Origin of the sequence: Paenibacillus sp. LC231 (genome assembly GCF_001860525.1) — a bacterium.
Taxonomy (GTDB): Bacteria; Bacillota; Bacilli; order Paenibacillales; family Paenibacillaceae; genus Paenibacillus_AQ.
Map to the genome: position 1 here is coordinate 180,085 of NZ_JFOM01000049.1, position 14,030 is coordinate 194,114.

The 14,030-nt window shown below is 52.0% G+C and carries 15 protein-coding genes; 14 read left to right on the top strand and 1 reads right to left on the bottom strand.

The annotated features are described in order from the left end of the window. Nucleotides 1-38: 38 nt before the first annotated feature. Nucleotides 39-1,112 (bottom strand): M42 family metallopeptidase, encoded by a 1,074-nt coding sequence (locus AK95_RS26340; RefSeq protein WP_071222873.1) that lies wholly within the window; start codon nt 1,110-1,112, stop codon nt 39-41. Between the two features lie 557 nt (nt 1,113-1,669). Between AK95_RS26340 and spoVAC the strand changes: the two genes are divergently transcribed. From spoVAC to AK95_RS26410, 14 genes are all read left to right on the top strand, one after another. After that, entirely contained in the window at nt 1,670-2,158 is a 489-nt protein-coding gene (spoVAC, locus tag AK95_RS26345; RefSeq protein ID WP_071222874.1) for a stage V sporulation protein AC, read from the top strand. 6 nt (nt 2,159-2,164) lie between these two features. Further along, on the top strand, nt 2,165-3,178 hold the full coding sequence (gene spoVAD / locus AK95_RS26350; RefSeq protein ID WP_071222875.1) for a stage V sporulation protein AD: 1,014 nt from the start codon (nt 2,165-2,167) through the stop codon (nt 3,176-3,178). A 4-nt stretch (nt 3,179-3,182) separates the two neighbouring features. After that, entirely contained in the window at nt 3,183-3,533 is a 351-nt protein-coding gene (gene spoVAE / locus AK95_RS26355; protein WP_015734153.1) for a stage V sporulation protein AE, read from the top strand. 174 nt (nt 3,534-3,707) lie between these two features. Further along, nucleotides 3,708-4,664, top strand: a complete 957-nt coding sequence (locus tag AK95_RS26360; protein ID WP_071222876.1) for an AAA family ATPase — start codon at nt 3,708-3,710, stop codon at nt 4,662-4,664. A 2-nt stretch (nt 4,665-4,666) separates the two neighbouring features. Beyond that, nucleotides 4,667-5,914 carry a DUF58 domain-containing protein gene (locus AK95_RS26365; protein WP_071222877.1) on the top strand — a complete coding sequence of 416 codons (1,248 nt, stop codon included), beginning with the start codon at nt 4,667-4,669 and terminating at the stop codon, nt 5,912-5,914. Beyond that, complete coding sequence (locus tag AK95_RS26370; protein WP_071222878.1) at nt 5,911-8,151, top strand: DUF4129 domain-containing transglutaminase family protein; 2,241 nt, start codon at nt 5,911-5,913, stop codon at nt 8,149-8,151. The genes AK95_RS26365 and AK95_RS26370 overlap by 4 nt, the downstream gene beginning before the upstream one ends. A gap of 237 nt (nt 8,152-8,388) precedes the next feature. Continuing rightward, on the top strand, nt 8,389-8,919 hold the full coding sequence (locus AK95_RS26375; RefSeq protein ID WP_009592142.1) for a YqeG family HAD IIIA-type phosphatase: 531 nt from the start codon (nt 8,389-8,391) through the stop codon (nt 8,917-8,919). After that, on the top strand, nt 8,916-10,043 hold the full coding sequence (gene yqeH / locus AK95_RS26380; RefSeq protein ID WP_071222879.1) for a ribosome biogenesis GTPase YqeH: 1,128 nt from the start codon (nt 8,916-8,918) through the stop codon (nt 10,041-10,043). The genes AK95_RS26375 and yqeH overlap by 4 nt, the downstream gene beginning before the upstream one ends. Before the next feature lie 54 nt (nt 10,044-10,097). Beyond that, the gene (locus AK95_RS26385) at nt 10,098-10,964 is read left to right on the top strand and encodes a shikimate dehydrogenase (protein ID WP_071222880.1); all 867 of its coding nucleotides are present in this window, start codon (nt 10,098-10,100) and stop codon (nt 10,962-10,964) included. A gap of 283 nt (nt 10,965-11,247) precedes the next feature. Beyond that, nucleotides 11,248-11,538, top strand: coding sequence for a ribosome assembly RNA-binding protein YhbY (gene yhbY, locus AK95_RS26390; RefSeq protein ID WP_071222881.1), 291 nt, complete (start codon nt 11,248-11,250; stop codon nt 11,536-11,538). A 66-nt stretch (nt 11,539-11,604) separates the two neighbouring features. After that, on the top strand, nt 11,605-12,195 hold the full coding sequence (locus AK95_RS26395; RefSeq protein WP_071222882.1) for a nicotinate-nucleotide adenylyltransferase: 591 nt from the start codon (nt 11,605-11,607) through the stop codon (nt 12,193-12,195). Further along, a complete protein-coding gene (gene yqeK / locus AK95_RS26400; RefSeq protein ID WP_071222883.1) occupies nt 12,179-12,757 on the top strand; it encodes a bis(5'-nucleosyl)-tetraphosphatase (symmetrical) YqeK in 579 nt (192 codons plus the stop codon). The genes AK95_RS26395 and yqeK overlap by 17 nt, the downstream gene beginning before the upstream one ends. After that, complete coding sequence (gene rsfS / locus AK95_RS26405; RefSeq protein WP_071222884.1) at nt 12,754-13,101, top strand: ribosome silencing factor; 348 nt, start codon at nt 12,754-12,756, stop codon at nt 13,099-13,101. The genes yqeK and rsfS overlap by 4 nt, the downstream gene beginning before the upstream one ends. After that, on the top strand, nt 13,098-14,000 hold the full coding sequence (locus AK95_RS26410) for a CvfB family protein (protein ID WP_071222885.1): 903 nt from the start codon (nt 13,098-13,100) through the stop codon (nt 13,998-14,000). Before rsfS ends, AK95_RS26410 begins: the two co-directional genes overlap by 4 nt. The last annotated feature ends 30 nt before the right edge of the window (nt 14,001-14,030 follow it).

The window sequence follows — 14,030 nt, forward strand, 5'->3', positions numbered from 1 at the left end:
TCTATTCAAGACCTGCAGGATGCCCTTTTTCATTTAGCTTACGAGCGGTCCAGAATCGTCTGTAGTGTCGTACGATCCAAACCTTTCACAAGCTTAATCAGAAGTTCTTTAGCTGCTTCGTAGTCGTCCGTGTGGATGATGGACGAAGATGTATGAATATAGCGGGAGCATATGCCGATGATGGTGGACGGAACGCCGATGCCGCTAAGATGCACTTGGCCTGCGTCCGTGCCGCCCGGCGAGACGAAGTATTGGTATTTGATTTTGTTGGTCTCCGCCGTATCCTGAACGTACTCTACCATGCCGCGGTGAGTCAGCATTGTCGGATCGAAGATGCGAAGCAGTGCGCCTTGACCCAATTGGCCGAACTGGCTCTTGTCACCCATCATGTCGTTCGCCGCGCTGGCATCCAGTCCGAAGAAAATATCCGGCTGAATCAGATTGGCTGAAGTCCGTGCTCCGCGCAGTCCGAGCTCTTCTTGGACGGTTGCGCCGGCGTAAACGGTGTTAGGCAGCTTCTCGCCATGGAGCGCCTGGACAAGCTCGATCGCGAGACCAACGCCATAACGGTTATCCCACGCTTTAGCCATGATTTTTTTTGGATTAGCGAGCGGCGTGAATTCACAGATCGGAACTACTTGCAATCCGGGACGAATGCCGAACGACTCCGCTTCCGCCTTGTTATCGGCGCCGATATCGATATACATGGTCTTGATGTCGACCGGCTTGCTGCGCTGCGCTTCATCCAGCAGGTGCGTCGGGATGGAGCCTACAACTCCAACGACAGGACCGTTGTCGGTGATGATTTGCAGGCGCTGAGCAAGCACGGCTTGGCTCCACCAACCGCCAAGCGGCTGGAAACGGACCATCCCCGCTTCGGTTATGCCGGTTACCATGAACCCGACTTCATCCATGTGACCGGCCACCATGACTTTTGGACCTTCGTCGTTACCGCGAAGAACGGCGAACAGACTGCCCAGCCGATCCTGCACGAACTCATCTGTATATGGCGAAAGGGCATTCTTCAACCAGGAACGAAGCTCCCTCTCAAAGCCCGGTGCAGCCGGGAATTCAGTCAAAGTACGAAATAATTCCAGTGTTGATTCATTCATTGCGAATTCGCTCCTTTAGAAAAGGTATGTAAGAGTGTTTTCTTTTCTAGTATGCCCCTATACATCTGAAAAGTCTACAAAACCCGTGCCGCTTAGGAGCACGTCATTTTAAAATAAATGAAACAAGCACCCTGCATCCGGGATAGGAATACGATATAGAAACGAAGTGGAATTTTTGTCGTCCGAGGGAAGGGGCAGAGTATGAAGCACCATGGGATTGAGCTAAACGTCTATCATGCCGAAGTCAGAGAACTTCTGCTCATTATGGTCCTGTTCATCCTCCTCGTCATTTTGCTGAAATACATTCTTATATAATGACCGGCTCCAGCAACGATGGCAGGCGAGTCTTACTTCAGCTTTCAGGGATTCCTGGAGGCTGATTTTCGTGCGGGGCCACGTAATATGTTAGGACAAGCCGTGGTTGCCAAGTGAGAAGGATGATTTTCCAAACATAAAGGGAGTTCATTCAAAGCATAATGATATCGAGTGATATCCATAATGGCTCTTTAGCGTTTTTAAAGGATTCCATACTTAAATGAAAGCGGAGGTGTATTGAAATGTCAGGCTCTAACCAAAAGCCTAAGTCTGATATCACCACAATGAGCTCGGCAGAATATCAGGCGATTGCCAAAAAGCATGAACCTCCTCGCGCCGTACTTAAAAATTGTCTGCGCGCTTTTTTGATTGGAGGTCTCATCTGTGTGATCGGCCAATGCATTCAGCAGTTTTTTATGACCGTATTCGATATGAGCACCACCGAAGCGAGCAACCCGACAGTCGCCGTGCTGATTATACTCTCCGTCATTCTGACCTCCTTCGGCGTGTATGACAAAATTGCGCAATGGGCGGGAGCAGGCAGCGCCGTGCCGGTCACGGGGTTTGCGAATTCCATGTGCTCCGCTGCGCTCGAGCACCGCGCGGAGGGTTTGGTTCTTGGGGTCGGGGCCAGTATGTTTAAGCTGGCGGGATCTGTCATTGTATTTGGTACCGTGGCTGCGTTTATTATCGGTATCATTTACGCTATTTTTGGCATTGAGGGGAGGTAACGAGAGATGAAGGTGATCGGCCAAACCTGGCAGTTCGAGAACAAACCCGTCATTATCGGCACGGGGACGATTGTGGGACCTGAGGAAGGCGAAGGGCCACTCGCCGATGATTTCGACTATATCTACGACAATATTGAGATTAACGAAAAAACATGGGAAAAGGCGGAACGGAAACTGCTGGAGGATGCTTCAAGAAAAGCGGTTGAGAAGGCGGGCATCAAGGAAGACGAGCTGCAGTTTTTTGTGGGCGGGGACTTGATGAACCAGATCATCAGCAGTTCGTTTGCTGCAAGACAATTGGGTGTGCCTTACATCGGCGTATTCGGTGCTTGCTCTACATCAATGGAGAGCCTCGCGGTGGCCTCCATGCTCGTGGATTCAGGAGGGGCCAAGTATGTCATGGCCGGTACGGCAAGCCACAACTGTACGGTTGAGAAGCAGTTTCGTTATCCGACGGAGTACGGATCGCAGAAGCCGCCGTATGCGCAATATACAATAACGGGAGCAGGCTGCTCCGTCATTTCGGACAAGGGAGACGGTCCTGCTGTCACGTATGCCACCATCGGCAAGGTGGTGGATCTGGGCATCAAGGATCCGTTCAATATGGGGGCGGCGATGGCTCCGGCGGCAGCCGATACGATAACAAAGCATTTTAAAGACACAGGCCGGCAAGCGAAGGATTATGATCTGATCGTGACCGGTGACCTGGCCTCCGTGGGGCTTCCAATCGCGAAGGATCTTTTGCAACAAAATGATGTCATCATGGACGGTACGGTGTTTGCAGACTGCGGCTTAATGATCTACGACTTGGAAACACAAAAATACGTCAATGCTGGGGGCAGCGGCTGTGGCTGCTCGGCTGTTGTTACTTATGGCCATATTTTAAAACGGATGCGTAAAGGCGAATTGAAAAAGGTGCTGGTCGTTGCTACCGGGGCTTTGCTGTCGCCTCTTTCTTACCAGCAGGGTGAGAGCATACCGTGCATCGCTCACGCTGTAGCCTTAGAGATGGGAGGATAACACAATGCAGTTTCTATGGGCATTTATTATTGGCGGTCTGATTTGCGTCATTGGGCAAATTATGATGGACGTTATTAAACTGACACCGGCACATACAATGAGTACGTTAGTAGTCGCCGGAGCCATCGCCGACGGGTTCGGATTGTATGAGCCGCTTGTCAAATTCGCGGGAGCGGGAGCCTCCGTGCCGATCACCAGCTTTGGTAATTCGCTTGTGCATGGCGCCTTGACGGAGCTGGGGAGGGACGGCTGGATCGGGGTTGTGACGGGGATATTCGAAGTCACCAGTGCAGGGATATCCTCGGCGATCATTTTCTCTTTCCTGGCTGCTCTGTTTGTTCGTCCGAAGGGATAAAACCATCATCATCAAGAAGAAAAGGACCCTGGCATGATGCCGGGTCTTTTTCTGTTTAGAGCGGCAATAAAAAGGTGAATACCCAAAATATCTCATCGAATGTACTCCGGGACCTCGATCATGTACAATAGTACTAAAATAAGTATTTATTCCCTTACAGGAGGTTAGTCATACATGCCCGTAAGCCAAGAATCCATGAAAATCATTACCTCGGTGCGAACCAATCTGGAGTCGTGCCTGCTAGGCAAAGAATTTGAGATCCAATTGCTCCTTACGGCGCTGCTCGCTGGCGGACATGTACTGATCGAGGATGTGCCCGGCACAGGAAAGACCCAACTGATCAAAGCATTAGCAAAATCCATGCAGGGAGACTATCGCCGGATTCAGTGTAACCCGGATATTCTCCCGAGTGACATAACGGGCGTGTCCGTATTCCACCCTCGAGATGAAATGTTTTACTTCCGACCGGGTCCGGTCATGACCAACATTTTGCTGGCGGATGAGATCAACCGGGCGACAACCAAGACGCAATCGGCCCTGCTTGAGGTAATGGAGGAGCGCAGCGTAACGGTGGATGGGGCTACCCACGAACTTCCGCATCCCTTCATGTTATGCGCGACCCAGAACCCGATCGATTTTGAAGGCACCTATATGCTCCCTGAAGCGCAGCTGGACCGGTTTATGCTGAAGCTGAGCCTGGGTTACCCTGATGCTGCTACGGAGAAGCAGCTGATGTACCGTTCACGCGACGGACAACTGGCGGACAAGATTCAGCCGGTGACGCATATGGATACCATATCGGCTATTCAACGCGAGATTCGCGAGGTATTCATCGGTGACCCGGTCGCCGATTACTTACTGAATATCACCCGGTCGACGCGCGAGCACCCTTCCGTTATGCTGGGCGCAAGTCCCCGTGCGACGCTGTCGTTCATGAATGCCGTTAAAGCCTATGCCTTCTTGCACGAGAGGGATTACGTTCTGCCAGATGATGTGAAGACGCTGGCACCATACGTGCTTTCGCACCGGATCATGCTGCGTCCGGAAGCCAGGCTCGACAATGCGAGTCCCGAATCGGTGCTCGAGTTTATACTGCGTCAGGTCAAAGTGCCTGTTCAGATGGGGAGATAGGCATGCGCCGCGCGGTTTCGTTATTTTTGAATGGCATGCAGCCGTCTAGACTCGCAGCGGTATTGGCGGTATGGTGCCTATGTCTTTTGTACGTATTATTTCAGGGGGGCAAAACCTCGCTCATGCTATTCTCCATGGTCAGCCTTCTGACGATCTATTTGATCGGTGCTGGCTTTGGCGGAGTCAATCGGGTGAAAGCCCAGCGAAGGGTGCTGGGAGGAGCGGAGCATGGAGGTGAACATCTTCATGCCGGTGAACAGGTCCGCGTGAAGCTGGAGGTCCATGTTCCAGGACTGCTGCCGATGCCCTATATGATTGTTCGTGAAGTATTGCAAAGGCATAACGGAGACTCCTGGTCTTTTGAAGATAGCGTCATTCCGAACCTTCGCGGTGCGGGCAAACTTGTATTTCAGACCCCTCCGCTTGAACGAGGGCGGTACGCTTTTTCAAAGACAGAATGCATTAGCGAGGATATTTTCGGATTAATGGAGCACAAGGGACGCATTGAGGTTCAGACCGATTTCCGCGTTCTGCCGAGAACCATATATATTCCCAAATGGCAGCGAAACATACGGAATTCGAGATTGGGCGGTACACATACCACAGTTTCGGCTTCCAGACGGGAAACCACGCAGATCAACGGAGTCCGCGATTATGTGTACGGAGATCGGATCTCCCGGATACACTGGAATGCAACGGCGAAGACCGGCTCGTGGAAGTCGAAGGAATTTGAGCATGAATCCTTTCCCAGAACGATGATTGTGCTGGACTGTTCCGCGGACGGATATGATCATGCCCAGCAGTTCGAGCTGGCCGTATCGGCAGCTGCGTCGCTGATCGAATATGGTGCCAAGGAGCATGCGGGTACAGGCTTGTTCACGGCTACCCGAGAAGCTCAGATGTTCGCTCCCGCCGATCACGCTGGAGAGCGGATGCGCATGATTCAGCATTTGGTTGACGTGGATTATGACCGTAAAACCAAATTGATTGCTTCCCTGGAGAAATCCTATCGCCATTTTCCAAAAGGGGCCCTGTTCCTGCTGATCAGCCCGATGAGCGGCAAGGACGCTTCAGAGATCATGCGCTGGGTTGAAACCCGGGGAATGAACCCATGCTTCTTGCAAATAACCAATTCCAATGAAACGAAAAAACGCGATGATTCCATTTCGCTTCTGCAATCCCGGGGGATTTCCAGCTATTCGGTTTCTTCCCTTGACGAGCTGCCGGCTGCGCTGGGAGGTGGTGCATGATGAAGTTGTGGCTGGACAAACTATCTACTACCTTCTTCAGTACTTTAACGATGCTATGGATCTGGATCATCGGGATGCAGTGGGTGTCCTTTACGGAGACGATATGGCTCTCGGAAACGACTGCCATCGTTATTGCAGCATTAACCATTACGGCGGTTACCGAAGCGCTGCTTCCGATCAAGCAAGGTTACCGGGTGCTTATCCAGTTTTTTTTGATCTTGTATTGTGTATACAGTTTGCTGAAAACTCACGGTAATCCGGTTCCTGTCCTTGGCGCTGAAGGCAATCTGACCGAGGAACTCATGTATCTTTTTCCATATTTGTGGTTTGCTATCGCCGCTTGGGCCGCTTTTCTGTTCCTTGCGCGGTGGGCCAAAACCAAGGGGCGCGTGCTTTTTGTAGTCGGGATCAACGTCATCGGTTTTGCCGTGCTGGATTCCTTTACGAAAATCGTGCTGTGGGATGAAATCGCTTGGGTTGTCGGAGCGGGTATGGGTTGGCTCGTATCCAGCCATTTTAACCGGTTCCGCAGACGCTTTCCGCAGGGATGGGTCAATTTATCGAAGTATCCGTTCAAGATTGTTGCCAACATCCTGGTCATCTTCTCTTTGATCATTGTAGCCGGTGTGAATATGCCGCACGTGAAGCCCACGTTAACCGATCCTTACACGGCGTGGCGGGAGTGGAACGGGGTGCCGTTATCCGGCGGCAGTACAACCGGTACCGGAACCCTTATCGAGTCACCGTCTGAAAGCATGTCCGGATATGGACGGGAGGACAACGACCTTGGGGGCGGTTTTAACTTTGACTATTCACCGGTGATGTCGATTACCTCGGATGAACGCAGCTATTGGCGAGGGGAAACCAGAGCCGTATACTCGGGAACGGGTTGGGCGGACGGAGCCGGCAGCCGGCGTTCCGGCACGGGCGTGGACATCGGGGAGGAATTGCCGGGGGAAGCCAGCGGATCCGTACCTACCAAAACATTGGAGCAATCGGTAACGATGCTGAGTGATACGGTGTATCCGGTATTGTTCGGCGCCTACTCCGTTCGTCAGCTGGAGAGCTTGGATGAGGATATCGATTCGGATCGGCTTAGCTGGGTGACCGAAGGCGCGGAGATGCATCTGGACGACGCTCGTAATGCGGACTACCCGAAAAGTTATACCTTAACGTCGGAAGTGCCGGTGATTCCAATCGATGAGCTGAGCACCAGAACTTATGATGAACTATATCCCGGCTCGATTGACGATGCGTATATCCAGATGCCGAGAAACTTCCCTGACCGCGTGTCCGATCTGGCCGAAGAAATTACCGCGGGCGGAGATACGCCGTATGAGAAGGTCATGCTCCTGCAACAATATTTAACGAGCAATTTCACCTATACCAACACGCCGGATCTTACACGCAAGAAGAGCGATGATTTTGTGGATGCGTTTCTGTTTGAAATCCAGGAAGGGTATTGCGATTATTTCTCGACCTCCCTGGTGATGATGACACGGTCGCTGGATATTCCTGCACGCTGGGTCAAAGGCTACGCGCCGGGAAGAATGACGGCATCGGAGTACGTTCCGGTCGAGGGTCAAACCTCGATTGAGCCCGGAAACTATACCGTTACGAATGCCGACGCTCATTCCTGGGTTGAAGTGTACTTCGGCGAGTACGGCTGGGTACCGATTGAAGCGACACCGGGCTTTAGCATGCCGATTTTGACGGCTGACACAGACGCTGAGCCTGTCATTGAGGAAGAAGTTGAAGAAGAAGAAGAGGCAGAGGACAAGGCTGAGCCAGCCGCGACCTCCGATCATCAGCAGCCCGGCTGGGTTAAAGTTGTTGTAACGGCGGCGGTGGTTGTTATCGTATTATGGATTCTGTACATCGTATGGCGAATGCGCATCAGCCTGCGTTTTGCCGGAGCGCGTATACGGGCAGGCAAGCCGCTGACGGCCGCGGATAAAGTCATTGCCGAGACCGAACGATGGATTCGTTCCGTACAGCGCAGAGGCTTGGTAAGGCAGGAACATGAAACCCTCCGTGAATCGGTAGGCCGCTGGGTAAGTGCACACCCTGAGCTGGGAGTGGAGCTGAGACCTCTGTTGCAGCAATTTGAAACTGCCAGGTACAGCCCGGCTGAAGTGAAGGAAGAGCAATGGCGCTCCGTCCAACAGGATGCCCTGAAGCTGAAGAAGTCTATTAAGAAGGTCCGCATTGTATCCGAGAAACGTCTATCTACCTAATCCAAGAAGACAGACCGCGTGATGGTGGTTGTTCCTGCGTGTATCAGGATAACTCGGTATGAAACGTTCTGATATCGATGATTTCAAGACCGCCCGGTCCGCTTCCAAAAAGCCGCCGGGTGGTCTTTTGCCGGTATAGACAGCGACGCGGTATACGGGAAGAAAAAGGCTCGTGATTATTTTTACTAAGGAACCGGAATATGGTATAGTTTTTCGTATGAAATTGAGGTGACGAACTTGTTTGAAATGTTAATCCCAAAGCTCCGTGTGAATACGGTTTTTGATATTAACCTTGAGGAATTATATGAGCAGGGGTATCGCGGAATCATTACGGATTTGGACAATACCCTTGTAGGGGCCAAGGCGCCGCTTGCGACACCGGAACTGGTCGTTTGGTTCAAAAGGGTGAAGGAGATCGGTTTCCAGCTCATCATCGTCTCGAATAACCAGCTCGAACGCGTGTCTAAATTTGCGACGCCGCTGGATATTCAGTATGTGCATGAAGCCCGTAAACCAAGTAATACCCCGTTCCGCAAAGCAATGAAGATGATGGAGCTCACGCCGGAGAAAACGGTTGTGGTCGGCGACCAGATGCTGACCGACGTTTATGGCGGGAACCGGCTGGGTCTGTATACGGTGCTGGTTATGCCTATCGCCATCAACGATGAGGGATGGTTTACGCGCCTGGTCAATCGCCGGGTGGAGCGGATCGCATTGACCCGTTTGCGCAAGAAAGGATTATGGATGGAGGAGGAACCGAAATCATGACGTTGCCTACTGGCGGAGAAGACATCAAGAAGTGCAGCGGCTGCGGCATACCGCTTCAGAGTGAAGTACAGGACAAGCCCGGCTATTTGCCGGAGAAGGCCTGGGACCGCGACCCGGTTATTTGCCAGCGCTGTTTCCGGATTAAGAATTATAATGAAGCCTCCTCGGTTGCCGTAGACCAGGATGAATTTTTACGGCTGCTGGGACAGATTGGCGGCAAGAATGCGCTTGTTATTCATATCGTGGACCTCTTTGATTTTGAAGGGAGCCTGATTTCGGGGCTGCAGCGGTTTGTCGGCAACAATCCGGTTATTCTGGCCGTTAACAAGACCGATCTTCTGCCGAAGGTCACCAATTGGAACAAGGTACTCAATTGGGTGCAGAAGCAGTGCAAGGAGCATGGACTGAGAACGGAAGACATCGTGCTCTGCAGCGCGAAGAAGAATCAAGGCTTTGAGCGGCTGCTGGAGACGGTTGCGCATTATCGAGGAGACCGGGACGTCTACGTGGTTGGCGCCACGAATGTGGGTAAATCCAGCTTGATCAATCGTCTGATCCGCGACTACAGCGATTTGGATCAGGAACTGACCGTTTCCCGTTATCCGGGAACGACGCTGGATATGGTCAATATTCCGCTGGATGACGGCCGGTATATTATAGATACGCCGGGCATCGTATACCCATGGCGCTACAGCGAGCTTGTGAGCCGTGAGGATCTGGGGACGGTCATGCCGGAAAATTCGCTGAAGCCGATGGTATACCAGTTGAACGAAGGGCAGACTCTGTTCTTCGGAGGTTTTGGCCGTTTTGATTTTCTGCAAGGCGAGCACCAATCCTTTACTTGCTTTATTAGCGGCAGATTAGGGATTCATCGGACCAAGCTGGAGCGGGCGGATTCGTTATTTGCCGAACATGCCGGAGAGCTGCTTTCACCGCCGACCAAAGACCGGCTTGAAGAACTGCCGGAATGGACAAGGCATGAAATCCGTATTCCTAAGGGAACCCGCCAAGACGTGTTTATCTCGGGGCTCGGCTGGATCAAGATCAATGGTGAACAGGGTGCGCTTGTGGCAGTTCATGTACCTAAAGGAATCAAAGTTCTGTCGCGTCCATCCTTGATATAAGAGATAAAATCGCTTAGGTACAGCCCGGTTTATCATGGGAGAGATAGGGGAGAAATGAAAGTGAATCCAATGATCGAGCGTGATTATTTGCTCCTTGGCGTAATGGGGGACCCTATCGGTCACTCCAAATCACCGGCTATGCATGATGCGGCGATTACCGCCCTGGGATTGTCAGGGGCCTATGTGCCCCTTCATATACGTCCGGAGGGGCTTCGTGACGCTATCCAGGCTGTCAAAGCCCTGGGATTCCGCGGAGTGAATGTAACGATCCCGCACAAGGTGGAGGTTATGGAGTATCTGGATGTCGTCGATGAAGGGGCGCGGCGCATCGGCGCCGTGAATACCATCGTCAACGACAATGGCAAATTGACGGGTTATAATACGGATGGCATCGGATATGTTCGTTCATTAAAGGATGAAGCCTGTCCCAACCTTAAAGGGAAACGCATCGTTGTTTACGGCGCCGGCGGAGCGGCCAGGGGAATCATCTACGCCCTTACCGGGGAAGAGCCTGAGAAGATTTCCATTGTGAATCGGACACCCGACAAAGCGCTGGCATTGGCCGAGGAGTGGAGCTCGCTTGCTGACTTGAGGGGATACGGTGAGGATCATGCCAGAGAGGCATTGTCAGATGCCGATGTCTTGATCAACACAACCTCGGTGGGCATGTTTCCCCGGGTTTCCGAGCTTCCTGTTCCAGTGGAATATATACCCGAAGGGATCGTTGTCAGCGATCTGATCTATAATCCGTTGAAGACCGAGCTGTTGCGGCAAAGCGAGCTTCGGCAATGCACGGTGCATGGCGGTCTCGGGATGTTCATCAACCAGGGGGCGTATGCATTTGAGTATTGGACAGGTCTGAGGGCGCCCGTTCAGGCGATGAAGGAAGCGGTTCTGACCAGCTTCCAATCCGAGGTTTAATCTCGTGTTTATTGATTAATGCTTATGCAGAAGCTACAATATAGCTTTCGACAAGCTGCAGGCTTTAAGAGGTTGTTCAAAAAGTCCGATTTTGATCACGAAGTGAATCAAGAAGCAACTCGGCATCGAATCTTGAATTCAGCCGGGCCTTCCGGTGCTCACGTACAAACTACGTACGCTCCGCTCCTCAGTCCCTAGCTTCATCCAACCTTCTCGGTGCTGAAAATCGACCTTTTTGAACACGCACTTTAATAATTGAATATTTAAGGAGTAATGACCAAGCATGTTAACAGGAAAGCAAAAACGACATTTACGTTCGCTTGCGCATCATCTGGATCCGCTGTTCCAGGTAGGCAAGGGAGGAAGCAATGAGCATCTGATCCGGCATATTTCCGAGGCCATTGAGAAGCGGGAGCTCATGAAAATATCCGTGCTCAACAACTGTCTCGAAGATCCCCGCGAAATCGCCGAGGAGCTTGCTGAAGGTGCCGGGGCCGAGCTGGTACAGGTTATCGGCAAGACGATCGTGCTTTATAAAGAATCAAAAGACCACAAAACCATCGAGCTGCCGTAAGGGAGCCTTGATGGCATTAGCTTAATGAATATAGAATGACTCTCTTATTAGGGGAGGTGAACCCGGATGAAGATAGGGATAATGGGCGGTACCTTCGATCCCATTCATATCGGGCATATGCTCGCAGCCGAATCAGCTCGGGACGCTTACGGTCTGGAAGAGGTATGGTTTATGCCCAGCCACATTCCCCCGCACAAGGAAGATGCCGGCGTAACCGGCCTGATGAGGCTGGAGATGACCGCTGAGGCTGTAGCCGACCATCCGTCTTTTCGTACATTGGATTGGGAAGTGAAACGCGGCGGCGTATCCTATACGGTAGACACGGTCAGAGAGCTGCGGGACACGTATCCCGAGCATGATTTCTCATTCATTATCGGGGCGGATATGGTAGCGTATCTTCCCAAGTGGAATCGGATCGGGGAGCTTGCGGAAATGCTCACTTTTATTGGGCTTAACCGTCCTGGAACCAAGCTATCGGTGGATGATCTGCCTGATTTCCTGCAAAAGGTGGTAGTGACAGCGGAGATGCCGCTGATTGAAATATCGTCCACCATGATTCGGAGCAGAGCCGCATCAGGCTTGTCCATCCGTTATATGGTGCCGGACCGTGTATACGATTATATTGTTAGGAGCGGTATTTATGGAGTACAGCCGTGATGAACTCATTCAAGCGGTATCCTCACAGATGCCGGCCAAGCGCTGGGAGCATACAAAAGGCGTAATGGAAACCGCGGTCATCCTTGCCGATCGGTTCGGGGCCGATCCGGTCAAGGCAGAATTAGCCGCCATCCTGCATGATGTGGCCAAATATTGGCCCGTGCAAAAGCTTCATCAAATGATGGTGGAGCATGCGCTATCCGAAGAGCTGCTCCGTTACGACAAACAGCTTTGGCATGCTGAGGTAGGCGCGTTCGTAGCAGAGCACGAATATGGCGTAACGGATACCGATGTGCTTAACGCCATCCGTTACCATACGTCGGGGCGTGTCGGCATGACGCTGCTTGATAAGGTGGTCTGCCTTGCGGATTATATGGAACCGGGACGGGATTTCCCCGGCGTGAATAATATTCGCGAACTGGCCAACCATAGCCTTGAAGAGGCGCTTGCAGCCGGTTTTGATTCGACGATTGGACATCTGCTTTCGCGCAGACAAATCATTTTTCCGTTGACGGTACTAGCCCGAAACGATCTAATTAAGCAATTGGAGGCGAATTCATGACGTTGAAACCGAATGAATTGTTAAATGTGGCAGTGACTGCCGCTGAAGATAAAAAAGCGATGGATATCGTGGTCCTGGATCTTAGAGGAATTTCCCTGATCGCAGACTATTTTGTCATTTGCCACGGTAACTCGGATACTCAGGTGCAGGCGATCGCAACTGAAATCCGTAAACAGGCTCATGATGCGGGAGTAGCTTTGCGCGGACTGGAGGGAATGGATGCAGCCCGCTGGGTGCTGATGGACCTCGGAGACGTGATCGTTCATATCTTCCATCGTGATGAGCGGGAATATTACAACATCGAGCGATTGTGGTCCGATGCTAAAGTGGTGGAGAACGTATGAGTCTGATTGCCGGCACATTAACGAAACTCGTCGTTTCCAGAGAAGTGTCCCCTTACGGTTATTTCCTGGATGGCGGAGATCGGGATGTGCTTCTTCACTATTCGGAGCTCACAGGTAAAATCGAGCCGGGGGATACGGTCGAGGTCTTTATATTCTTCGATACGGAAGACCGCCTGGCCGCAACGATGAAGAAGCCTTACCTTACGTTAGGTGAAACCGCTAAGCTTGAGGTAGCGGATGTTCATCCGCGCTTGGGATGTTTCCTCGAGATGGGGCTTGGCAGGCAGCTTCTGCTTCCGATCCGGGAATTGCCGGAGATGCGGGAGCTTCATCCGCAAGTGGGAGATTATGTATTTGTTATCATGGAGCATGATAAGCAAGGACGGCTCCGCGCGAAACTCGCCGGAGAACAAGAGCTTGCTCCGCTAGCGTTTCATGCGCCTGAATCGTGGAAGGGCCAGTGGTTCACTGCCCTGGTGTACAAACCGCTCCAGATGGGCACGTTTGTTATTATCGATGGCGGTGTGATCGGTTTCGGCGCCATTGGCATGATCCACTCCTCCGAACGGACGCGTATGCTGCGGCTTGGCGAAGAGGTGAAAGTTCGGGTAAGCCATATCCGGGAAGATGGCAGGGCTAACCTGTCGATGGTACCGCAAAAAGAGATTGGCCGGACGGATGATGCAGACCGACTGCTCGCTTTTCTGAAGGAGCGACCGGGCCATGCGATGCCGTATTCGGATGAAACGCCCCCCGACATCATCAAGCAGCGGTTCGGCATTAGCAAATCCGCCTTTAAACGCGCGCTTGGCAAGCTGATGAAGGACGGTTTGGTTACCCAAAAGGACAGCTGGACGTATATGGTCAATAAAGAGGAGAACTCCGGTTCAAACGAATAACCCGGCAAGGTAGGGGAAGCTTCTAAGGAA